18 protein-coding genes are annotated in these 23,915 nt (G+C 64.5%); 11 read left to right on the forward strand and 7 right to left on the reverse strand.

What is annotated here, in order from left to right:
* Positions 1-30 precede the first annotated feature (30 nt).
* Positions 31-867, reverse strand: coding sequence for a DUF3025 domain-containing protein (locus tag AC5P6S_RS00585; RefSeq protein ID WP_012480899.1), 837 nt, complete (start codon positions 865-867; stop codon positions 31-33).
* Positions 864-2,225, reverse strand: a complete 1,362-nt coding sequence (gene rimO / locus AC5P6S_RS00590; RefSeq protein WP_012480900.1) for a 30S ribosomal protein S12 methylthiotransferase RimO — start codon at positions 2,223-2,225, stop codon at positions 864-866. Before rimO ends, AC5P6S_RS00585 begins: the two co-directional genes overlap by 4 nt.
* A 204-nt stretch (positions 2,226-2,429) precedes the next feature.
* On the opposite strand from rimO, the gene AC5P6S_RS00595 reads away from it, so the two are divergent.
* From AC5P6S_RS00595 to AC5P6S_RS00605, 3 genes are read left to right on the forward strand one after another with little or no spacing between them, the layout of a single operon-like run.
* Positions 2,430-3,101, forward strand: a complete 672-nt coding sequence (locus tag AC5P6S_RS00595) for a dienelactone hydrolase family protein (RefSeq protein ID WP_012480901.1) — start codon at positions 2,430-2,432, stop codon at positions 3,099-3,101.
* Complete coding sequence (locus AC5P6S_RS00600) at positions 3,098-3,520, forward strand: HIT domain-containing protein (protein WP_005410497.1); 423 nt, start codon at positions 3,098-3,100, stop codon at positions 3,518-3,520. Before AC5P6S_RS00595 ends, AC5P6S_RS00600 begins: the two co-directional genes overlap by 4 nt.
* A gap of 15 nt (positions 3,521-3,535) precedes the next feature.
* Positions 3,536-3,703, forward strand: coding sequence for a LiaI-LiaF-like domain-containing protein (locus tag AC5P6S_RS00605; RefSeq protein ID WP_005410498.1), 168 nt, complete (start codon positions 3,536-3,538; stop codon positions 3,701-3,703).
* A 106-nt stretch (positions 3,704-3,809) separates the two neighbouring features.
* On the opposite strand, the gene dcd is transcribed toward AC5P6S_RS00605, so the two are convergent.
* Together dcd and apbC are read right to left on the reverse strand one after the other, a co-directional pair.
* Positions 3,810-4,382, reverse strand: a complete 573-nt coding sequence (gene dcd, locus AC5P6S_RS00610) for a dCTP deaminase (protein ID WP_005410499.1) — start codon at positions 4,380-4,382, stop codon at positions 3,810-3,812.
* 78 nt (positions 4,383-4,460) lie between these two features.
* On the reverse strand, positions 4,461-5,315 hold the full coding sequence (apbC, locus tag AC5P6S_RS00615; protein ID WP_005414099.1) for an iron-sulfur cluster carrier protein ApbC: 855 nt from the start codon (positions 5,313-5,315) through the stop codon (positions 4,461-4,463).
* 213 nt (positions 5,316-5,528) lie between these two features.
* Between apbC and AC5P6S_RS00620 the strand changes: the two genes are divergently transcribed.
* From AC5P6S_RS00620 to AC5P6S_RS00655, 8 genes are all read left to right on the forward strand, one after another.
* Entirely contained in the window at positions 5,529-8,336 is a 2,808-nt protein-coding gene (locus tag AC5P6S_RS00620; protein ID WP_012480903.1) for a TonB-dependent receptor plug domain-containing protein, read from the forward strand.
* Positions 8,337-8,441: 105 nt separating this feature from the next.
* On the forward strand, positions 8,442-8,585 hold the full coding sequence (locus AC5P6S_RS00625; protein ID WP_158230141.1) for a hypothetical protein: 144 nt from the start codon (positions 8,442-8,444) through the stop codon (positions 8,583-8,585).
* A 112-nt stretch (positions 8,586-8,697) separates the two neighbouring features.
* Positions 8,698-11,520, forward strand: a complete 2,823-nt coding sequence (locus AC5P6S_RS00630) for a TonB-dependent receptor domain-containing protein (RefSeq protein ID WP_012480904.1) — start codon at positions 8,698-8,700, stop codon at positions 11,518-11,520.
* A 296-nt stretch (positions 11,521-11,816) separates the two neighbouring features.
* Complete coding sequence (locus AC5P6S_RS00635; RefSeq protein ID WP_044571427.1) at positions 11,817-13,919, forward strand: M13 family metallopeptidase; 2,103 nt, start codon at positions 11,817-11,819, stop codon at positions 13,917-13,919.
* A gap of 272 nt (positions 13,920-14,191) precedes the next feature.
* A complete protein-coding gene (locus AC5P6S_RS00640) occupies positions 14,192-17,287 on the forward strand; it encodes a TonB-dependent receptor (RefSeq protein WP_012480906.1) in 3,096 nt (1,031 codons plus the stop codon).
* A gap of 187 nt (positions 17,288-17,474) precedes the next feature.
* A complete protein-coding gene (locus tag AC5P6S_RS00645; protein ID WP_012480907.1) occupies positions 17,475-19,484 on the forward strand; it encodes a M13 family metallopeptidase in 2,010 nt (669 codons plus the stop codon).
* A 126-nt stretch (positions 19,485-19,610) separates the two neighbouring features.
* Positions 19,611-20,105, forward strand: coding sequence for a VOC family protein (locus AC5P6S_RS00650; RefSeq protein WP_012480908.1), 495 nt, complete (start codon positions 19,611-19,613; stop codon positions 20,103-20,105).
* 76 nt (positions 20,106-20,181) lie between these two features.
* On the forward strand, positions 20,182-21,765 hold the full coding sequence (locus AC5P6S_RS00655; protein ID WP_044570669.1) for a phytoene desaturase family protein: 1,584 nt from the start codon (positions 20,182-20,184) through the stop codon (positions 21,763-21,765).
* Between the two features lie 50 nt (positions 21,766-21,815).
* On the opposite strand, the gene AC5P6S_RS00660 is transcribed toward AC5P6S_RS00655, so the two are convergent.
* From AC5P6S_RS00660 to AC5P6S_RS00670, 3 genes are all read right to left on the reverse strand, one after another.
* The gene (locus tag AC5P6S_RS00660; RefSeq protein WP_005410509.1) at positions 21,816-22,490 is read right to left on the reverse strand and encodes a rhomboid family intramembrane serine protease; all 675 of its coding nucleotides are present in this window, start codon (positions 22,488-22,490) and stop codon (positions 21,816-21,818) included.
* A 93-nt stretch (positions 22,491-22,583) separates the two neighbouring features.
* Positions 22,584-22,922, reverse strand: coding sequence for an MGMT family protein (locus AC5P6S_RS00665; protein WP_224119427.1), 339 nt, complete (start codon positions 22,920-22,922; stop codon positions 22,584-22,586).
* Positions 22,919-23,839: a DMT family transporter gene (locus tag AC5P6S_RS00670; RefSeq protein WP_005410511.1), complete on the reverse strand. Its 921-nt coding sequence runs from the start codon at positions 23,837-23,839 to the stop codon at positions 22,919-22,921. The genes AC5P6S_RS00665 and AC5P6S_RS00670 overlap by 4 nt, the downstream gene beginning before the upstream one ends.
* Positions 23,840-23,915: the final 76 nt, after the last annotated feature.

The following is a 23,915-nucleotide window of genomic DNA, read 5'->3' on the forward strand; positions in this document are numbered from 1 at the left end:
GAACGAAGAGCAGTCGACTGACAGCCGACTCTACATAGCCCCGTGCAACGGCGGCGGGTACTGGCGGCCGGCACGCAGCGGGCGGAAGTACGCGGCATCTGCATAGAAGGCGGCATCCTGTCCCTGGTGCCAGCCCGGGATTCCCGCCAGCGGCAGCGGACGCAACTGCAGGGGATCGGTCACTGCCCTGCCCTCGACGATGGCCGAAGCCACTGCGTCAACGCAGGCATCATCGACTTCGCCGTGCACCACCACGCACTTGCCGACCAGCAGGCGCCCCGGTAGCAGCGCGTGCTCCATCAGCGCGTGCCCGAATATCGCAGCGATAGCGATGTCACCACTCTGCCAGCGCGCAGGCTCGAACAACGCCGGCCAATCATGCACGTCCCATGCGGCCAACACGTCCTCATCGCGCACACGCACGATCACACCGGTTTCGTCGAACTGGGTCAGCGCGGCCTGCGCGCGATTGCGCTGGCCCGGCGGCATGGATGCGATATGCCTGCACTGCTGCACATTGAGCGCCTGCTTGAGCTGCGGGTAACGGGCCCACACCAGTGCATTGAACAGGTCATGCCAGTTGTCGACGCGGGTGGCGATGCGCCCCTGTGCGATGCGGGCTTCGTAGTGCAGGCCGTCGGCCAGCAGCGCGGCATCCTGCTCGACCAGATGCTTGCCGGGCAGCGCGAGGCGTGCCTCGAGCGCTGCAATGGACGGCCACTCGGGGCTGGCCAGCAGGTCATGGACGTCGCGCAACCCGGCAAACACCGGGTGCGCGAACACCTGCGGATCGACCGCCGCACGCGGCGGCGGCACGAAGCGGCGGACACCGCTGCCGTCACCGGCGGCGGTCGTCGCTGCGGTCACAGCATCTTGAGATCGAATGCCGGGCGGGTAGCGGCCGGCAGCGCATCACCGTACAGGTCGTGCTCATCGCTCTCGGTGATTTCCACGTCGACGAACTCACCCACGCGCAGCGGCACCTGGTCGGCATTCTGGATGTGCACCAGGCCGTCGATCTCCGGCGCATCGGCCTTGGAACGGGCCACGGCGATGTCACCTTCGATGGCATCGACCAGGCACTGCTGCACGGTACCGATCTTGGCTTCCAGGCGTGCGGCGGAAATCTGCGCCTGCTTCTCCATGAAACGGGCCAGGCGTTCCTGCTTCACTTCTTCCGGCACGGCATCGGGCAAGTCATTGGCGGTGGCGCCCTCGACCGGCGAGTAGGCGAACGCACCGACGCGATCCAGCTGTGCCTCGTCCAGGAACGACAGCAGTTCTTCGAACTCGGCCTCGGTCTCGCCCGGGAAGCCGACGATGAAAGTCGAACGCACGGTGATGTCCGGCGCGATGCGGCGCCAGTTCTGCACACGCTCCAGGGTCTTCTCGACCGCACCCGGACGCTTCATCAGGCGCAGGATGCGCGGGCTGGCATGCTGGAACGGAATGTCCAGGTACGGCAGGATGCGGTTCTCGGCCATCAGCGGCACCACCTCGTCCACGTGCGGGTACGGGTAGACGTAGTGCATGCGAACCCACGCATCCAGCTCGGACAGACCTTCGCACAGTGCCTTCAGGCGGGTCTGGTAGGCCTTGTTGCGCCACATCTTCTCGGCGTACTTCACGTCCACGCCATAGGCCGAGGTGTCCTGCGACACCACCAGCAGCTCGCGCACGCCACCACGCACCAGGCGCTCGGCCTCACGCAGCACCTCGTCGACCGGGCGCGAAACCAGCTTGCCGCGCATCGACGGGATGATGCAGAAGCTGCACTTGTGGTTGCAGCCTTCGGAAATCTTCAGGTAGGCATAGTGGCGCGGGGTCAGCTTGATGCCGTAGTCCGGCACCAGGTCCACGAACGGATCGTGCTTGGGCGGCAGTGCTTCATGCACCGCTTCCATCACGCTCTGGTAGTCCTGCGGGCCGGACACCGCCAGCACGTTCGGGTAGGCCTCGCGGATCTGCTCCGGGCGCTTGCCCAGGCAGCCGGTGACGATGACCTTGCCGTTCTGGTTCATCGCCTCGCCAATCGCGTCCAGCGACTCGGTCACCGCCGAATCGATGAAGCCGCAGGTGTTGACCACCACCACGTCGGCCGAATCGTAGGACGGGACGATGTCGTAGCCCTCCGAGCGGAGCTGGGTAAGGATGCGCTCGGAATCGACAAGGGCCTTCGGGCAGCCAAGGCTGACGAAGCCGACTTTGGGGTTCAGCTGGGACATGGAATCGCGGGACTCTGGGGGCCTGGGCCCCTGCCGGCATGGCAGGGGTTCCTGGGGGCCGGGGCCTGAAAGGGCGCCAGTATACCGGGGTTGGCGGCCGGGCTCTGAACGGCCAGCCGCCCGATCGCGCACAGCCGCTGACACCGCGCTAACCCTCGCAGCACCGACAATGCAGTCCTGTCCCTGCAACGAGAGTAGATGAAGATGGCCGAGTGGATCACCCTGGATACGCACCACGGCCCCGTCCGGGCCTGGCAGGCACTCCCCGAGGGCACCGCGCGAGGCGGGCTGGTGGTGGTGCAGGAAATCTTCGGCGCCAACCCGCACATCCGCGGCGTGGCCGAGCGCTTCGCCGCCGAGGGCTATGCGGTGCTGGCACCGTCGTTCTTCGACCTGGTCGATGGCCCCGATGCCGACCCGGACGCCCTGCCCTACGACGCCGACGGCGTGAAGCAGGGCCTGGAACGGGTCAGCGCGCTGGGCATGGAGAAGGCGCTGGAAGTGGTCCGCGCGGCAGCCACCCGGCTTGCCCCCTACGGCAAGGTCGGCACCGTCGGCTACTGCTGGGGCGGTACGGTAGCGATGCTGTCCGCAGTGCGCCTGGGCCTGCCCTCCGTCAGCTACTACGGCGCGCGCAACGTCCAGTTCCTCGATGAGACGCCGAAGGCGCCGGTGATCTTCCACTTCGGCGCCCAGGACCGCAGCATCCCGCCGGAAGCGGTCCAGGCCCATCGCGAGAAGCTGCCGCAGATGGCCACCTTCGTCTATCCGGCCGACCACGCCTTCAACCGGGAGGTCGGACATGCGTATGATCCAGACAGCGCCGCCCTGGCGCTGCAACGCACCCTGGACTTCTTCTCGGAGCATCTTGGATGAGCGAATTCGAACTCGATTCACGCCTGGCCACCGATAGCGTGCTGGTGGCCGAAGGACCGTTGTCGCAAGTGCGGCTGATGAACGACGAACGATTCCCGTGGCTGGTACTGGTACCGCGCCTGGCCGGGGTCACCGAGTGGATCGAGCTGGACGGCGAGCAGCAGGACAAGCTGCGCACCGAGCTCAACCGCGCCTGCAAGGCCCTGAAGGGCGCCGACGGGGTGGAGAAGATCAACATCGGCGCGTTGGGCAACATCGTGCGCCAGCTGCACTTCCACGTGATCGGCCGCCATGACGGTGATCCGGCCTGGCCGGGCCCGGTCTGGGGCAGCGGTCCCGCGCACCGCTACGAAGCGGCCGCACTGGACCAGCATGTCGCCTACTGGAAGGAACGGCTAGGATATCCGGCCCACACCTGAGCCTTCGCCGACCCGATGCGATTCAACCTCGTTGCCGCCATCCTGCTGATCCTGATCGGCCTGTTCATGCTCGCCAGCAACCTCGGCTGGACGCACCTGAACCTGTCCAAGCTGCTGCTGACCTGGTGGCCGGTGGCGCTGGTGGGTGTCGGGATCGCGATGCTGTTCGGGCGCGGAAAATAACGAAGGCGGCGCATTGCGCCGCCCTCGTTCATGCAGAGCCGAGCCATGCTCGGCTGCCCCGCCTTGAAGCCGAGCATGGCTCGGCTCCACAAACCGCCTGCAATCTTCAGGTCCGCGGCAGGGTCACACCGGTCTGGCCCTGGTACTTGCCGCCACGATCGCGGTACGACGTCTCGCAGATGTCATCGGCCGCGGCCTGGAAGAACAGCATCTGTGCAACGCCTTCGTTGGCGTAGATGCGCGCCGGCAGCGGCGTGGTGTTGCTGAATTCCAGGGTGACGTGGCCTTCCCATTCCGGCTCCAGCGGCGTCACGTTGACGATGATGCCGCAGCGCGCATAGGTGCTCTTGCCCAGGCACACCACCAGGGTGTCGCGGGGGATGCGGAAGTACTCGACGGTACGCGCCAGCGCGAAGCTGTTCGGCGGAATGATGCACTCGTCGGCGGTGATGTCGACGAAGCTGCCCGAGTCGAAATGCTTGGGATCGACGATGGTCGAGTTGATGTTGGTGAACACCTTGAACTCGCGCGAGCAGCGCACGTCGTAGCCATAGCTGGACGTGCCGTAGCTGACGATGCGCTCGCCGTTGGCCTGCTTGACCTGCCCGGCCTCGAACGGCTCGATCATGCCGTGCTGCTCGGACATGCGGCGGATCCAACGGTCACTCTTGATGCTCATGCTTTGTCCTGGGGGATACGAGGGGCGCGAGGATTCTAGCAGGGGGCCGGGCATCGCCGACGGCACCGGCCGAGGTGCTTACAGCAGCGACGACAGGATCGGAATCGACGCCCGCGGGCGCTTGCCCACTTCCTCGATCAGGCGCTGCGCGGCATGGCGGTAGGCCTGCGCCGGCACCGAATCGGGCTGCGCCACGGTGATCGGGGTACCGCTATCGCCCTGCTCGCGGATGCCGATCTGCAGCGGCAGCGATCCCAGCAGCGGCACGCCGTACTGCGCGGCCATGCGCTCGCCACCGCCCTCGCCGAACAGATGCTCGACATGCCCGCAGTTGCTGCAGGTGTGCACGGCCATGTTCTCGACAATGCCCAGCACCGGCACCTCGACCTTCTCGAACATCTTCAGCGCCTTCTTCGCATCCAGCGTGGCGATGTCCTGCGGCGTGGTGACGATCACCGCACCGGCCAGCGGGATCTTCTGGGTCAGAGTCAGCTGGATGTCGCCGGTGCCCGGCGGCAGGTCGATCAGCAGGAAATCCAGGTCATCCCACAGCGTGTCGTTGAACAGCTGGGTCATTGCCGAGGTGGCCATCGGACCGCGCCAGATCATCGGCGTGTCCTCTTCGATCAGGTAACCGATCGACATCGTGTCCACGCCGAACGCGCGCAGGGGCTCGATGCTCTTGTTGTCGGGACTTTCCGGCCGCCCGGACAAGCCCAGCATGGCGGGCACGCTGGGGCCGTAGATGTCCGCGTCCAGCACGCCGACACGTGCGCCCAGCTGCTGCAGCGCCACGGCCAGATTGACCGCGGTGGTCGACTTGCCCACGCCGCCCTTGCCGGAGCCGACCGCGATGACATTGCGGATGCGGGCATGTGGCGTCAGTCCCTTCTGGACCTGGCTGGCATGGGGGCGGCGGGGGGAACTGTTCACAACGGGCACCAGCTGTATCAGGGGGAATAACCCAACATCATACAAGCTGGACGTAGCCTGACTGAAATTCAGGATTGCTACAGATTCGTGCACAGATTGTTAAGTTCATGTTACGTTCCTGAAGCACTGTTTTGGGCTGCGGAGCTGGTTTCCAGCGCGCACGATGGCGCATGCGCAGTGCCGATTTTTGTTTTTGCTCTCTATTGGAACTACATGAAATACGCAAGCAACACCGCACGTCGCAACACGCTCGCCGTCGCCCTGATTTCCGCCCTGATGGCCGCCGCCCCGGCAATGGCCCAGGACAAGGCGACCAACCTGGACAAGATCACCGTCACCGGTTCGCTGATCCCGCAGACCCAGGTTGAAACCCAGACCCCGGTGATGTCCATCACCGCCGAAGACATCCAGACCCGCGGCTTCAGCAGCGTTGCTGAAGTGCTGCAGCAGTCCTCGCTGACCACCGGCGGCCTGCAGGGTGGCCAGACCTCGGGTTCGTTCACCCAGGGCGCTGAAGCAGCCGGCATGTTCGGCCTGAACCCGGGTTACACCAAGTACCTGATCAACGGCCGCCCGATGCTCTCGTATCCGGCGCTGTACAACGGTAGCGACACCTTCAACAACATCAGCGGCATTCCGATCGACATCGTCGAGCGCATCGAAGTGCTGCCCGGTGGCCAGTCCTCGCTGTACGGCTCGGACGCGATCGCCGGTGTGGTCAACATCATCCTGAAGGAGCGCATGGACGGCGGTACGATGACCGTCCGTGGCGGCACCTACACCGAAGGCGGCGGCAGCAATATCCGCTTCAGCGCAGCCAAGGGCTTCAACGCGTTCGACGACCGCTTCCACGCGCTGGTCAACGTGCAGATCGAGAACGGCAGCCCGATCTGGGGCTACCAGCGTGACATCACCAAGCAGAACAACCCGGTCGGCTACACCGCGCAGGTGCCGTCGAACGACTTCGCCGTCATCACCAATGCAGACAACAAGCTGCTGATGATGGACCCGAGCCGCTGCGCCAACGTGGCAGGCCTGTACGACGGCACCACCGTCGTCGGCAAGCGCGCGTCGGGCGAGTCCTGCGGTTCGGTGTACAGCGCCGGCTACAAGACCCTGAAGAACGGCAAGAACAGCGGCCAGTTCTACTCGTCGATGACCTTCGACGTGAACGACAACTTCCAGCTGTTCGCCGACGTGCTGTACAGCAAGGAAAAGACCGAGTTCACCTCCGGCTCCAGCGCCCTGTGGTGGGGCACGAAGTCGGTCATGGGTGGCTTCTACGACCAGGGCGCAGGCAAGGTCGTGAACCTGCAGCGCGCCTTCGCGCCGGAGGAGATCGGCGAGGGCGACTACAACAACATCCTGAACTCCGATGAGAGCCGCGCCTACCAGGTCACCCTGGGCGGCAAGGGCATGGTCGGCGACTGGGATTACAGCGCCAGCTTCACCCGTGGCGAGTACCGCCTGGACCAGAACCGCTTCGTGCGCTGGAAGGACAAGATCGAGGACTTCTTCGGCCAGACCGTGCTGGGCCCGCGCCTGGGCACCTACACCGACCCGAAGGACCCGACCGCCACGTTCGGCATCTACAACCCGAACTACGCTGCCTTCTACTCGCCGATCACCCCGGACCAGTTCGCCAGCTTCACCGGCTACGGCACCCACCGCAGCAAGACCTGGCAGAACCTGGGTCGCGTGCAGGTGACCAACGGCTCGCTGTTCAGCCTGCCGGGCGGTGACGCCGGCCTGGCCGTCGTGCTGGAAGGTGGCAGCGAAGGTTGGGACTACTCGCCGGACCAGGCCTTCGTCGACGGCAACGTGTGGGGCACCACCGCCGTCGCGGGCGCCGGCCACCGCAGCAACTACGCGGTCACCAGCGAACTGCGCATGCCGCTGCTGGAGAAGCTGACCGTCAGCGCCTCGGGCCGTTATGACGCTTTCAAGATCGCCGACAAGACCGTCGACAAGGCCACTTACAGCATCGGCCTGGAATTCCGTCCGATCGAGAGCCTGCTGCTGCGCGGCAAGTACGGCACCGCCTTCCGTGCACCGACCCTGTCCGATGCCTTCCAGGGCATGAGCGGCTCGTACTCGTCCGGCCAGAATGACTACTACCGCTGCAGCCAGCTGGGCTACGGCCTGCGTGACGAGGCCTGCTCGTTCTACAAGAACACCTCGGTGTACAGCGAAAAGTCCGGCAACCCGGACCTGAAGCCGATCACCGCCGACGTGTGGAGCGCAGGCGTGGTGTGGGCCCCGGTGAGCAACTTCTCGCTGTCGGCCGACTACTACAACTGGAAGATCAAGAACGAAGTCAAGACCCTCAGCACCGACCAGCTGCTGCTGGCCGAGTACCAGTGCCACAACGGGCTGCCGAACAACACCTCGGCCAGCTGCCAGAACGTCACCGACTGGGTGTCGCGCGATGCCGGCGGCAACCTGACCCGGGTGTACACGCCGAAGCTCAACGTCGCCAGCCAGAACCTGGAAGCGGTGACGGTGGCGGCCAAGTACCAGCAGGATATCGGCCGCTTCGGCTCGCTGATGTTCTCCGGCAACTACACGAACATGCTGAAGCGTGAAGTGCAGCCGATGCCGGGCGCCGCCAAGCTCGACCTGCTGAGCGATCCGTACAACATGTGGTACTACGACAACTTCGCCAAGGTCCGTGGCGATCTGTCGGTGGCCTGGAACATCGCCAAGTTCACCACCACCGTGTACGCCAACTACGTTGGCAGCACCCCGAACTACCTGGCCTACACCGGCCGCAGCTACGGCTATGTCCACTCTTCCGGCGCCAAGGCCGGCAAGTGGGGTTCGTACACCACGTACAACCTGAGCATGAACTACCAGGCACAGGACGATCTGGTCCTGTCGCTGATGGTCAACAACGTGTTCAACAAGCTGCCGGAAGGCCAGCGCTACAACTACCCGGGCAACGAATCGACCCCGTTCAATGACGGCTTCTACAGCGTCTACGGCCGCCAGATCTCGGCCCAGGTCAAGTACAACTTCTGATCCCGTCGTTTTCCGGACTTCGTGTCTGGACCAGGCCCCGCTTCGGCGGGGCCTTTTTTTTCCTTCTATGCGGCATGGGGAAAGCCCGCGACGTATCGATTGTTAATGTCAGTTGAATTTATCAAATATTCATTTTCCCTGCTTTCCGATAATCCGGAAAACGGCAGAAATGCCTGTGGAGAAGGGGCTTTTCACGAAGCGCGCAACCGTCCGTCACCGACCGTTACAGAACTGCGCAAGGCACGTTAAGCGTGTGTTACGTTGACGCTACGCCGCTAAACCGCATAGGCAAAGCAGCTGAACAGAATCGAAATCCCAGGAAAGGGATACACGCGTCATCACGATCACACGGAGTAATCGCATGTCTCGTCGTCGCTTCGCATTCTCGCACCACCCGCTCACCCACGCCGTCGCCTGCGGCTTGTTGCTGGCCGGCAGCAGCGCCACCGTACTCGCCCAGGACAGCAGCAAGGCCGCGACCAACCTCGACCGGGTCACGGTCACCGGCTCGCTGATCCCGCAGACGCAGATCGAAAACCAGACGCCGGTGCTGACCATCAGCGCCGAGGCGATTCAGGCGCGCGGTTTCTCCAGCGTTGCCGAAGTGTTGCAGCAGTCCTCGTTGACCACCGGCGGCCTGCAAGGCGGCCAGACCTCGGCATCCTTCACCCAGGGTGCTGAAGCGGCTGGCATGTTCGGCTTGAACCCGGGCTACACCAAGTACCTGATCAACGGCCGCCCGATGCTCTCGTATCCGGCGCTGTACAACGGCAGCGACGCGTTCAACAACATCAGCGGCATCCCCATCGACATCGTCGACCGCATCGAGGTGCTGCCCGGTGGCCAGTCATCCCTGTACGGTTCGGACGCGATCGCCGGCGTGGTCAACATCATCCTCAAGGAACGCATGGACGGCGGCACGCTGAACGTGCGCGGCGGCGCCTATTCCGATGGCGGTGGCGCCAGCTTCCGCGTGAGCGGCGCCAATGGCTTCAACAGCAAGGACGATCGCTTCCGCGCCTTGGTCAATGTGCAGTATGAAAAGACCAACCCGATCTGGGGTTACCAGCGCGACATCACCAAGCAGAACAATCCGCATGGCTACACGCGCCAGCTGCCCTCGAACGACTTCCTGGTCTTCGACGCGGATACCAATGATTTCCTGATGATGGATCCGAACAACTGCGCCGGCGTTTCCGGCCAGTTCGGCGGCACCACCATCCTCGGTACGCGCCGCGCTGGACAATCCTGCGGCTCCGCGTTCGGCGCGGGTTACAAGACGATCAAGAACGGCAAGGAAAGCAGCCAGCTCTATTCGTCGCTGACCTACGACGTGAATGACAACCTGCAGCTGTTCGGCGATGTCCTCTACAGCTACGAAACCGTCAAGTACAACACCGGTGCCGGCTACAACTACTGGGGCACGGACATCAGCATGGGTCCGTTCTTCGATCAGTCCAGTGGTCGCTATCTGGGGCTGCAACGCGTGTTCGCACCCGAAGACATCGGCGGCATCGGCTACCGCGACATCATGAATACCGACCGCAGCAAGTCCTATCAGGTCACGCTGGGCGCACGCGGCGCGATCGGCAGCAACTGGGACTACGAGGCCAGCATCACCCACGGCGAGTACAAGCTCAACGAGCGTGGCTATGCGCGCTGGAACGACCCGATCAACAACTGGTTTGCCGACAACGTGCTGGGACCGGTGCTGGGCCAGACCGACGACGGCTACAACATCTACAACCCGAACTGGGGTGCTTTCTATTCCCAGCTGCCGCAAGGGGCCTTCCAGAGCTTCACCGGCTTCACCACCAGCCGCAGCCGCACCTGGCAGACCCAGACCCGCGCGCAGATCACCAACAGCTCGCTGTTCAAGCTGCCCGGTGGCGACGCCGGCTTTGCCGCCGTGGTTGAAGGCGGCAGCGAAGGGTGGAACTACACGCCGGACGTGCGCCTGACCGACGGCACGGTGTTCGGTACCACCTCGGTGGCGGGCAACGGCCATCGCAGCAACTACGCTGTCACCAGCGAACTGCGTCTGCCGTTGCATGACATGCTGACGGTCACCGCTTCCGGCCGCTACGACAACTTCAAGATCGCCGGCCATACCGTAGACAAGCCCACCTACAGCATCGGCCTCGAGTTCCGCCCCTTCGAAAGCCTGCTGGTCCGCGGCAAGTACGGCACCGCGTTCCGCGCCCCGTCCCTGCCCGATGCCTTCCAGGGCAAGAGCGGCTACTACGCCAATGGGTCCAAGGATTACTACCGCTGTGGCCAGCTCGGGTTCGATCCGTCCAACACGGTCGACTGCCGCTACGGCAGCGTGTCGGTGTTCGGCACCCAGTCGGGCAATCCGGAGCTGAAGCCGATTACCGCCGATGTGTGGAACGCGGGCCTGGTGTGGGCGCCGATCAACAACCTGTCGGTGTCCCTGGACTACTACAACTGGAAGATCAAGAACGAGGTCAACACCCTCAGCTCCGACCAGTTGCTGCTGGCCGAGTACTACTGCCGCAACGGCCTGACCAACACCGCTGGCGCCACCTGCGAGGAAGTGGCCAACTGGGTCACCCGTGATGCCACCGGCGCGCTGGAGGAGATCTACACGCCGAAGCTGAACGTGGCACGGCAGAACCTCGAGGCGGTCACTGCCAGCTTCAAGTACGTGCAGGACATCGGTCGCTTCGGTTCGCTGCAGTTCTCCAGCAACTACACCAACATGCTCAAGCGTGAACTGCAGCCGCAGCTCAACGACCCGTTCCTGGATCTGCTGGGCAACCCGTACGCAATGTGGGTGTACGACTCCTACGCCAAGGTCCGGGCTGACGGCTCGATCGGCTGGGCGATCGACAAGTTCACCACCACGCTGTACTTCAATTACATCGGCCGCACGCCGAACTACCTGTCCTACCTGGGCCGTGGCTATGACTATGTCGATCCGACGTCCGGCTACAAGGCTGGCAAGTGGGGCTCTTACACGACGTACAACCTGAGCGTGAACTACCGCGCGATGGACAACCTGACGTTCTCGCTGATGGTCAACAACCTGTTCAACAAGGTACCGGACAACCAGCAGCACTCCTACGCGGGCAACATCGACGTGCCGTACAACAACTCGCTCTACAACGCCTACGGGCGCGCTATCTACGTCCAGGCCCAGTACGACTTCGGCAGGAAGTAAGCACAGCCGCAGGATGGTGGGAGCCTCTCATCGAGGGGCCTCCCTGCGGAAACCGGATGCTTGCCCGCAAGGGCATCGGTGCTGCTCATCGCACCTGGAGCGTTACCCTGAACAGCGCCTCCCATGACTGAGGCCGCCCTGAGACCCGATGTCCCGCATCGGGTCTTTTCCGTTTCTGGCCCTTGCGCCCGCCCATGACCTTCGACACCCTTGCAGGCCAGGCCGGCGGCGTATCGTTCGGCCCACGGCCGTCCCCGCGGCCCTTCACTGACTCACTCGGCCTGGAGGCCATCAAAGTGACCCGTACTCCCAAGATCGTGCTGCTGACCCTGGCCGTTTCGGCCGCGCTGGTTGGCTGCGGCAAGAACGAAACCCCGGCCAAGGATGCCACCGCCTCCACGCCGGCTGCCGCCGAAGCCACAAACTACACGCTGGACGAGAGCAAGCTGCCGGCCTACAACGCCTTCCAGCCCAGCGACCTCGATACCAGCAAGGACGCCTGTGGCGCCTTCGGCGACTACGTCAACAGCAAGTGGCTGGCCGCCAATGAAATCCCGGGCGACCGCACCAGCTGGGGCGCCTTCACCATCCTCGACGAGCGTTCGGTGGCCGTGCAGCACCAGCTGGCCGAACAGGTCGCGCAGGTGAAGACCCCGAACCACATCGAGAAGATCGTCGGTGACCTGTGGGCCACCGGCATGGACGAGGCCAAGATCAACGCCCAGGGCATCGAGCCGCTGAAGGCCGACCTGACCGCGATCGATGGCCTGCAGGACAAGGCGGCCATCGCCAACTACCTGCGCACCAGCGCCGCCAAGGGTGACAACGTCCTGTTCGGCTTCGGCGCCGAAGCCGACTTCAAGAACTCGGCCGTGAACATGGCCTACGCCAGCCAGGGCGGCCTGGGCCTGCCGGACAGCACCTACTACACCGATGCCAAGAACGCCGACAAGCTGAAGGCCTACCAGGCGCACGTCGCCAAGGTGCTGGAGCTGTCCGGCGTCGCCGCTGCCGACGCTGCCAAGCAGGCCGAGGACGTGGTCAAGTTCGAGACCCGCCTGGCCAAGGCGTCCAAGTCGCGTGTCGAACTTTCGCGCAACGTCGAGCTGTACTACAACCCGGTCACCGTGGCCGACGCGGACAAGCTGACCCCGAACTTCAGCTGGACCGAGTTCTTCAAGTCGCAGGGCGTGGCCGCACCGGAGAAGTTCTCGCTGGCCATGCCGGCCTTCCATGAGGAAGTGAGCAAGGCGCTGGGCGACACCGATCCGTCGGTGTGGCGTGCCTACCTGCGCTTCCACACCGTGGACAGCGCCTCGCCGTACCTGGCCGATGCCTTCGTGCAGGAGAACTACGAGTTCTACGGCAAAACCCTCAACGGCCAGAAGGAGCAGAAGCCGCGCTGGAAGCGTGTGCTGGGCACCATCGAGAATGACGCCGGTGAAGCCTTTGGCCAGCTGTACGTGAAGGTGGCCTTCTCGCCGGAAGCCAAGGCGAAGATGGAAGAACTGGTGAAGAACCTGGCCACCTCGCTGAAGGACCGCATCCAGGGCCTGAGCTGGATGAGCGATGAAACCAAGGCCAAGGCCATCGCCAAGTGGGAAACCTTCACCCCGAAGATCGGCTACCCGGACAAGTGGCGTGACTGGTCGGGCCTGCAGACCCAGCGCGACAGCTTCCTGGGCAACGTGCGCGCGGCCAACGAGTTCAACTACAAGTTCAACCTGTCCAAGATCGGCAAGCCGGTGGACAAGACCGAGTGGGGCATGACCCCGCAGACGGTCAACGCCTACTACAACCCGCTGCAGAACGAGATCGTGTTCCCGGCCGCCATCCTGCAGCCGCCGTTCTTCGATCCGAAGGCCGACGACGCACTGAACTACGGCGGCATCGGCGCGGTGATCGGCCACGAAATGACCCACGGTTACGACGACCAGGGCGCACGTTTCGGGCCGACCGGCAACATGGAAGACTGGTGGACCGCCGCTGACAAGAAGAACTTCGAAGGCCTGACCGGCAAGCTGGTCAAGCAGTTCGACCAGTACAAGGTCGACGGCCAGGCGGTGAACGGCCACCTGACCCTGGGTGAGAACATCGCCGACCTGGGCGGCCTGGCTACCGCCTACGATGCCCTGCAGAAGGCCAGCGCCGGCAAGGAAGACCCGAAGGTGGACGGCTTCACCCGCGACCAGCGCTTCTTCTTCAACTGGGCCACCGTGTGGCGCACCAAGTACACCCCGGAGAACGCCAAGGTCCGCCTGGCGACCGACCCGCACGCCCCGGCGCAGTTCCGCGCCATGGGTGCGCCGTCGAACCTGCCGACCTTCGCCGCCGCGTTCCAGTGCAAGGCCGGTTCGCCGATGGCCCGCAGCGGCGACCAGCAGGTGGTGATCTGGTAAGCCGTGAAGAGCGATCAGAACGTCCACTCAACCTGAATAAAATGTGAGTTTTTGGCGCCATCCGGCGATGTCGGAAGGCTCTTGAAGGCCCGGACCTGGTTCCGGGCCTTTTTTGTGATCGACGTCAAGCCCTTGTGCCACAAGGGGTTAGCGCAGATCTGTGAAAAAAACATTACGAATCGGTTGCGCCCATGTGAGTTCATCTGTTATTCATTGATTCAGGGGTCTGTTCAACCCCTGTTAATTTTCAATATTCAATTTCGGGGAACTCGATGAGCAAGCATTCCAAGCAGCTGCGTCGCGCGGGTCTGACTGTGGCGCTGGGCCTGTGCCTGGCGGGCGCCGCACACGCCCAATCCGTGACCGGCAACATCTATGGTTCTGGCGAGCCTGGCAGCACCGTGACCGTCCAGAATCTGGGCACCGGCTTGAGCCGCACCGTGACCGTGGACAAGAACGGCCGCTACCGTGCAGCTGACCTGCCCAACGGCAACTACAAGGTCACCCTGCAGAAGAACGGCGAGGTCGTGGCGACCCGCGACTCCGTGCAGGTGATCATTGCCAGCGGTACCGACGTCTCCTTCGGCGCGGGCGGCAATGTGCAGAATCTGGACCGCGTGGAAGTAACCGCTGCAGCTGTTCCGCGCGTGGACGTTACCCAGATCGACACCCGCACCGTGTTCACCGCCGAGCAGATCAACAAGATCGCCGTCGGCCGTGACATTGCCAGCATCGCCCTGTTGGCACCGAGCGTGGTGTCCAACTCCGCCTATACCGCCAATGGCAATACGGTACCGAGCTTCGGTGGTGCAGCCTCCTCCGAGAATGCCTATTACATCAACGGCTATCCGGTCACCAATCCGCTGACCTCCATCGGCTTCACCACGCTGCCCTTCGATGCCCTGGCCCAGCAGCAGACGCTCACGGGCGGCTATGGTGCCGAGTTTGGTCGCGCCACCGGTGGTGTGGTGAACGTGGTCACCAAGCGCGGCTCCAACGAGTTCCATGCCGGTGCGTACACCTACTGGAGCCCGGAATCGCTTCGTTCGGACCCCAAGGACCTGTACTTCCCGAATACGGGCTTCTACGGCGATGACAACGCCGACCCGACCAAGCGCACCGACGGCAAGCTGTACCAGACCCGCAAGAAGTCCCAGAGCTGGACCCAGAGCAGCGGCATCTATGCCAGCGGCCCGATCGTGCAGGACAAGCTGTTCTTCTACGCAAACGTCGAACTGACCAAGCGACAGGGTGAAGGCGTGGCCTCCACATCGCAGGCAGCGGCGACCACCACCAATGCATGGCAGGAGTACGAGTACGAGTACCCCCGCTGGGCTGCGAAGATCGACTGGAACATCACCGACAACCATCTCCTTGAGCTGACCGGTGTATCCGACGTCACCAAGTACTACAGCGATGGCTACACCTACGACTACGCCACCGGAACCCCGGGCAACGTCCAGAACGCAGGCACCTACAACGAAGACAAGGCACGTCTGTACGTCGGCAAGTACACCGGCTACCTGACTGACGACCTGACCATCTCGGCCCTGTACGGTACGCAGAAGGTCGATCACAGCCAGTCGCCCTGGGGCTACAACCCGGCGTGCCCGCGCACCTCGTCTTCGGCCACCACGCGCGCACCAGGCATTCCGGCTGCCAACTACGCAGGTTGCTGGACTGCGGCTACCGTCAACGTCCCGGGCGCCTATGACGAAACCAAGGGCTTCCGCTTCGACGTCAACTATCGTCTGGGCAACCACGACCTTCGCGCGGGTCTGGACAACATGGAAGCGGAGTCGTTCACCGGTAGCGAATACGGTGGCGGTTTCGTCTGGGTCTACTCGCGCACCAACAACCCGAACGCCGCCATTGACGCCTCCCATGGCGTAGGCTCCCCGGCCGCAGCCGGCGGCCTGGGCAACCAGGGCTACTACGTGCGCCAGCAGTACTACACCCAGATTGCTCAGGTGAAGACCAAGCAGAGCGCGCAGTACATCGAAGATCGCTGGCAGGTTACCGACAACCTGTTGCTGCAGCTGGGCCTGCGCAACGAGACCTTCAAGAACTACACCAGCGCCGGTGAGGTGTACGTCAAGCAGGACAACCAGTGGGCTCCGCGCCTGGGCGCTGTCTGGGACGTCCATGGTGATTCGACCCTGAAGCTGTTTGCCAATGCCGGCCGTTACCACCTGGCACTGCCGAACAACGTCGCCGTGCGCGCCGCTTCCGGCTCTCTGTACACCATGGAGTACTTCACCTACACCGGCGTCGCCGCCGATGGTACGCCGACCGGCCTGGTGAACGTGCCCGTGGACCAGAGCAAGGGCTACACCTGCCCCGGCAAGCCGAATGCAATCTCGTCCAACCTCGAATGCGGTGACGCTCCGGATCCGCGCACCGTGGCAGCCGTGAACCTGAAGTCCCACTATCAGGACGAGTACATCATCGGCATGGAGCAGGTGCTCAACAGCAACCTGACCTGGGGTGCGAAGTTCACCTACCGTGACCTGAAGAGCGCAATCGACGATACCTGCACACCGGCGCTGGGCGGTGGCTGCTTCATCTTCAATCCGGGTGAATCCAACACCTTCTGGCAGGAGCAGGCAGACGGCAGCTTCGAGCAGGTGACCTATTCAGCAGCAGAGCTGAACCTGCCCAAGCTGAAGCGTCGCTACTACGCACTGGACCTGTTCCTGGAAGGCTCGATCGGCGAGAAGTTCAACGGCAAGATCAACTACACCTTCTCGCGCAACTACGGCAACACTGAAGGTCAGCTGGCTTCCGACCTCGACACCGGTACCGGTGGCCAGACCGACGTGTCGGCCACGCAGGACTGGGACCTGCCGCAGCTGATGGTCGGTGCAAACGGCCGACTGCCGAACCACCGTGCACACCAGATCAAGGCATTCGGCGCGTACCAGATCAGCGAAGAATGGCGCGTGGGTGGTTCGTTGCTGATCGATTCGGGTCGTCCGCGTTCCTGCACCAGCTTCTACCCGACTGCAGACCAGGGCCTGTACAACGGCGCCTACTATCACTTCTGCGGCCTGGCAGGCAGCGGTACCGCTCCGGGCTCGGCAGGCTACATCCCGCCGTCCAGCGACTACGCTTTCTCGGCACGTGGCAGCAAGGGTGACACGCCGTGGAACTACACCCTGAACCTGTCGCTGGCTTACACCCCGCTGTGGGCTGACAAGAAGCTGACCCTCCAAGCCGACGTACTCAACGTGCTGAATCGCCAGGAGCCGACGTTCTACTACAGCAATTACGCAACCGATCGCGTGACGCCGGATCAGCGCTACAACCAGCCTCTGGGCTACACCGCACCGCGTCAGGTTCGCCTGTCGGCTCGTTACGACTTCTAAGCAAGTCGAGCGAATGTTCCACTCTTGGGTGTGGGGTCGTCTGCACGGCCCCCAGCCATCTCTCCTCCCCCTGCTTCGGCAGGGGGATTTTTTTATCCGGAAGGTTGCATTCCCGGTCCCTCATCCCGGGCAGCTTCCCGGCTTGCTATAGTGCGCGCGCCCTCAATCCATCACGGATTCGTTCCACATGCCCAATTTCCGTCCGCTTGCCATCGCCCTGGGCATCAGCCTGGCGACCCTGGTCCCGACCCATGATGCGTTCGCCGTCGCCAAGAAGAAGGCCGCGCGCGCCCCGGCCGTCAGCGCCCAGTGCAGCGACTTCTATGACGCCACCAACGCAGGCTGGCTGAAGGCCAACCCGGTGCCACAGACCGGTGCCACCACCGCGCTGGGCCAGCTGGTCGACCGCAGCCGTCAGCAGCAGCGTGAACTGCTCGACGCAGCGATGAAGGCGCCGCAGGGCAACGTGCAGAAACTGCTGGGCGACTTCTGGGCCAGCGGCCTGGACGAAGCCGCCGTGGAAGCCGACGGATCCAATCCGATCGCCCCGCTGCTGACCCGCATCAACGCGATCAAGAAGGCCAAGGATGTGCCGGCCTCGATCGCCGCGCTGCACCAGGTCGGCATCCCGGTGGCCTTCAACTTCGGCCCGGACGTGGACCTGAAGGCGCTGGACCGCCACATCGGTTACTTCATGCAGGGCGGCATGGGCCTGCCGGACCCGGCGTTCTATACCCGCACCGACGCCGACACCGTGGCGCTGATGGGCCGCTACCGCAATTACGTCAAGCAGATCCTGGCACTGACCGGCACTCCGGCCGCGAAGCTGGATGCCGAGTCGCAATCGGTGATCGCACTGGAGACCGAACTGGCGCGCAACGCGCAGTCGCTGGCCGGCATCAACAACCCGTTCAACAACTACGCGCCGATCTCCACCAAGGAGCTCAACAGCCGCTACCGCAACCTGCAGCTGGATGCCTTCCTGAAGGCCCAGGGCGTGGACGACGATCTGGTCTCGCTGGCCGACCCGGGCCTGTTCAAGCAGCTCGATGGCATGGTCACCAAGCTCAAGCCGGACCAGTGGAAGGCCTACCTGCGCTGGCGCGTGGGCGACTCGATGGCGCCCTACCTGTCCAAGGCCTACCGCGACGCCGAATTCGAATTCCGCGGCCGCGTGCTGCGTGGCGAAACCCTGCCACCGCAGCGCTGGGAAGACGTGCTGGAGGCGATCAACGTGGCCGCCGGCCCGATGCTCGGTCGCGAATACGCCGCCCGTTACCTGTCGGCCGAAGACCGTCGCCAGGCCGCATGGATCGTCGACAAGGTGCGCGAAGTGCAGATCGAAGCGGTCAAGAACAGCAGCTGGATGAGTGCCGAAGCCAAGACCGAAGCGCAGGCCAAGCTGGCCGCGCTGAAGATCGAGATCGGTACCCCGCTGCGTGATCTCGACTACAGCGTGCAGCCGATGGGCCGTGGTTCGTTCGGCGGCAACATGCTGATTGCTTCAACCTGGCGCCATCGCGAGGAAATGAAGCGCATCGGCAAGGGCAACGCCGACCGCCGTTGGGACGTGCTGCCGCAGCAGCCTTCGCTGGCCTACGATCTGGCCCAGAACCGCCTGATCGTCACCGCTGCGATCCTCCAGGGGCCGGTGTTCAACGCCAAGGCCGACGCTGCCGACAAGTTCGGCAGCTTCGGTGGCCTGGTCGGCCACGAGCTGACCCGCGCGATCGATGCCAAGGGCGCGCTGGTCGACGCCAAGGGCGAACTGCGCAGCTGGTGGACCCCGGCCGACAAGACCGCCTGGACCCTGCTCGGCAATCGCGTGGCCGCGCAGTACAGCGCGTACGACTTCCCGGGCGTGAAGGGTGCCAAGGTCAACGGCACGCTCACCCAGGAAGAGAACCTGGCCGACATCGCCGGCCTGGAACTGGCTTGGGCCGCGTACACCGCGCAGGAGCCGAAGGCCAAGCCGGCACAGCAACAGGGCTTCTTCCGCGCGTGGTCGGCGTTGTGGGCGCAGCAGCTGTCGCCGAACGAGGCCGTGCGTCGCCTGACCGCCGACATCCGTGCACCGGGCCTATGGCGCAGCAACGGCACGCTGGCCAACCTGCCGGCGTTCGGTGCCACCTTCAGCTGCAAGGCCGGCCAGCCGATGCAGCGCAGCGAAGCCGAGCAGATCAAGGTCTGGCGCTGAGCTAACTGCTGCAACTGGCAATGCAGAGGGCGCCTTCGGGCGCCCTTCTTTTTGCGGGTGCAGCACGATCCCGGCTTAACACCGGGCGTGCTATCGCTGCGGCTTCGTCCATCGCGGAGCCCCGAAATGGCACACAAGAACACCATCTGTGTCTGGTACGACAACGGCGCGCTCGAGGCCGCCACCTTCTATGCCAGCCTCCTGCCCGACAGCGCGGTGACCGCCGTGCATCACGCACCTGGCGACTACCCCGACGGCAAGGAAGGCAATGTGCTGACCGTCGAATTCACCGTCTGCGGCATTCCCTGCGTCGGCCTCAACGGCGGCAGCGCGTTCAAGCACAGCGAAGCGTTCTCCTTCCAGATCCAGACCGAGGACCAGGCCGAGACCGACCGCCTGTGGAATGCGATCGTCGGCAACGGTGGCCAGGAGAGCCAATGCGGCTGGTGCAAGGATCGCTGGGGCATCTCCTGGCAGATCAGCCCGCGCATGCTCATCGAAGCGGTGACCAGCAAGGACAAGGCACTGGCCAAGCGCGCCTTCAACGCGATGATGCCGATGAAGAAGATCGACATCGCCACCATCGAAGCGGCGATAAAAAAAGGGGACGGAGGGTATTAAGTCGTTTCTGCCCATCGCTGCCGACCTTGTGCGAATTGCGACTTAATCCCCTCCGTCCCCTTTTTTTGAGGTGCTGATGTCCTGGGATGCAATCATCATCGGTGGTGGCCACAACGGCCTGGTCTGTGCGGCCTATCTGGCGAAGGCCGGAAAGAAGGTGCTGGTCCTTGAACGGCGCGGCGTGCTCGGCGGAGCGGCGGTCACCGAGGAGTTCCATCCCGGCTTCCGCAACTCGGTGGCGTCGTACACGGTGTCGCTGTTGCAACCGAAGGTGATCGAAGACCTGCAACTGCATGCGCATGGGCTGCGCATTGTCACGCGCCCGGCCAACAACTTCCTGCCATTGCCCGACGACCGCTACCTGTTGTCGGCACCTGGCCGCACCCAGGCCGAAGTCGCTGGATTCTCCGCTCGGGATGCACAGCGCCTGCCAGCGTACGAAGCACGCCTGGAGATCTTCGCCGATGTACTGCGCGCGTGGGCTCTCCGCGCGCCACCGGACATCGGCGTCGCCGGCGGCTGGCGCGGCCTGCCCGCACTTTGGCAGATGGGGAAGCTCGGCCGCGAACTGGCGGCGCTGGATGCACCGCTGCGGCAGGAGCTGCTGGACCTGTTCACGCTGTCGGCGGCGGAATACCTGGACCGCTGGTTCGAGAGCGAGCCGATCAAGGCGCTGTTCGGCTTCGATGGCATCGTCGGCAACTATGCCAGTCCATACACACCGGGCAGCGCCTACGTGTTGCTGCATCACGTGTTCGGCCAGTGCAATGGCGTGAAGGGTGCATGGGGCCATGCGATGGGTGGCATGGGCGCGATCAGCCAGGCCATCGCCAGCGCGGCGCGCGAGGCCGGGGCCGAGCTGCGCGTGGATGCCGGCGTGCGACGGGTACTGACCGAACAGGGCCGCACCGTGGGGGTGGAACTGGCCAACGGCGAAACCCTGCGTGCACGCGCGGTGGTCGCCAACGTCAATCCGAAGCTGCTGTACAAACAGCTGCTGGAGCCGGCGCAGGTACCGGCTGCCACACGCGAACGCATGACGAACTGGCGCTGCGGTTCCGGCACCTTCCGGATGAACGTGGCGCTGTCGCGGCTGCCGGAGTTCCGCGCCCTGCCCGGTCCGGGCGATCACCTCAGTGCCGGCATCATCATGGCACCCAGCCTGGACTACATGGATCGCGCCTGGCTGGATGCGCGCCGCGACGGTTGGTCGCGCGAACCGATCGTGGAAATGCTGATACCCAGTACGCTGGACGATTCACTGGCACCGCCCGGGCAGCATGTGGCCAGCCTGTTCTGCCAGCACGTGGCGCCGGTACTTACTGATGGGCGTCACTGGGATGACCACCGCGGGACGGTAGCCGACCTGATGATCGCCACCGTTGAACGCTATGCGCCCGGCTTCGCTGACAGCGTGCTCGGTCGTCAGGTGCTGTCCCCGCTCGATCTGGAACGCACCTTCGGCCTGGTCGGCGGCGACATCTTCCACGGCGCACTGAGCGCCAACCAGTTGTTCTCGGCGCGGCCGATGGTCGGCCAGGCGGGCTATCGCGGCGCCCTTCCCGGCCTGTATCTGTGTGGGTCGGGTACCCATCCCGGCGGTGGTGTTACCGGTGCACCGGGGCACAATGCGGCGCAGGTGGTGCTGCGGGACCTGTAGCGGTGTGCCGACCAACGGTCGGCACCTACGGTGTCAAATGATCCTTCGGATCATTTGACGCTGCGCAGATGGTTCGGGCGCTTCGGTGGGCCGGGCGGGCGGCGCTTGTTGAACGGCGGCTGCCCGCGCCAGTAACGGATCAGCAACCAGCCGAACAGCATGCCGCCCAGGTGCGCGAAATGGGCCACGCCCGGCTGCCAGCCGGTCATGCCCAGCACCAGTTCGCCCACGCCGAACAGGATCACGAAGGTCCGCGCCTTCATCGGGATCGGCGGGAACAGCAGCATCACCCGCTGGTTGGGAAACAGCATGCCGTAGGCCAGCAGCAGGCCAAACACGCCACCGGAGGCGCCCAGCACCGTCGCCGGGTTTTCCAGCAGCGTGCCCACCAGCAGCTGGCAGACGCCTGCACCAGCCACGCACACCAGGTAATACAGCAGGAAGCGCTTCTCGCCCCAGGTCTGCTCCAGCGGCGCGCCGAACATGAAGACCGCCAGCATGTTGAAGAACAGGTGGCCGAAGCTGCCATGCAGGAAGCCATAGGTCAGCAGCTGCCACGGCTGGAAGTTGCCGCCCGGCGAGAACGCATCGAAGCCCTGCTGCAGCGGTTGCAGCATGAACGGCTCGAAGGTCTGCATGCCGAGCAGGAACGGCTGCTGCAGCAGGAACAGGATCGCATTGGCGATCAGCAGGGCCTTGGTGACGGTTGGCAGTCGCGGGAACATGGGAGTACCGGCATGGAACGGCCTCCATCATAGCCGCAGCACCGTGTCTTGTTGGCGGCCCTCAGGTCCGGCCTGTTCAGTCGCCAGCGGTGCTCAGCCCGGGCCCCACACAGCGGCATCCAGTGCCGCTGCCGGATCAGCCGCCGGCATCCGCACCCGGCCGTTCTCCACCACCACGCCCTCCGCGCGCAACCGCTGTGACTGCTCGCGCCATCCGGCCGACCCTTCTTCCATGGCAATTCGCCCATCCGAGCGCAGCACGCGGTGCCAGGGCAGGTCCGGGTCGTCGTTCTGGCCCAGGATGCGCGCGGTCAGCCGCGCACGCCCGGGCAGGCCCGCGCGCATCGCTACCTGCCCATAACCCATCACCTGCCCTACGGGGATCGCGCGGATCACCGCCAGGATGCGCGCACGCGCCTGCTCGGGTGTCAGCGCCGCAGGCGGGTCACCAACAGTACGCCGATCAGTACCAGCACGGTGCCGGCGATCTGCGCCGGCCCCATCGGTTCGTCGAGCAGCCATAGGCTCATCACGATGGTGGAAACAGGGCCCAGCATACCGACCTGCGCGGCCAGCGACGAACCCACGCGCTGCACCGCCAGCATGATCGCCAGCACCGGCAGCACCGTGCACACGGTGGCATTGACCAGCGACAGCCATTGCACTGGCGCCGGTGCCTGCCACAGCAACGGCAGCGGATGGGTCACCGCGAAATGCAGCAGGACCAGCACGCTGGCCACGCAGCTGGCATAGGCGGTCAACCGCACCGCGCCGATGCGTGCGACCACCTGCCCACTGCCGAACAGGTACAGCGCGTAGCTGAGCGCACTGCCCAGTACCAGCAGGCTGCCGACGATGATCTGCCCGCCCTCGCGCTGCAGATCGTGGCCGAAGGCGAGCAGCACGCCGAGGTAACTCAGCACCAGCGCGCCGATCTGCCACCGACCCGGCCGCTGGCGCGTCAGCAGCACGTTGATCAGCAGCACCAGGGTCGGGTTCAAGTAAAGAATCAGGCGCTCAAGGGTCACGCTGATGTACTGCAGGCCCTGGAAGTCGAGCAGACTGGACAGGTAGTAGCCGGTGAAGCCCAGCCACAACACGCGGGCACGGTCGGCCCAGGACAGCGGCTCGGCCCGGCGCGCGGCCCACAGTGCCATCAGCACGAACAGCGGTAGCGCCATCAGCATGCGCAGGGCGAGTAGCGTGGTGGCATCCACGCCGTGACGCAGGCCGAGCTTGACGATGATGGCCTTGCCGGAGGCGGCGATGGCGCCGATCGCGGCCAGGCCGATGCCTCCCAGCGCGATGCGTGGGGAAGCGGTGGCGATACGGGAAGCGGGGCTGGACATCAGGACGACGGCGGGCCGCACGGGGCGGCCAGGGAAGGCGCAAGGGCGTCCATTGTCGCATGGGTGCGCCTGGTGA

The organism is Stenotrophomonas sp. YJH_SMC_119 (assembly GCF_059368315.1).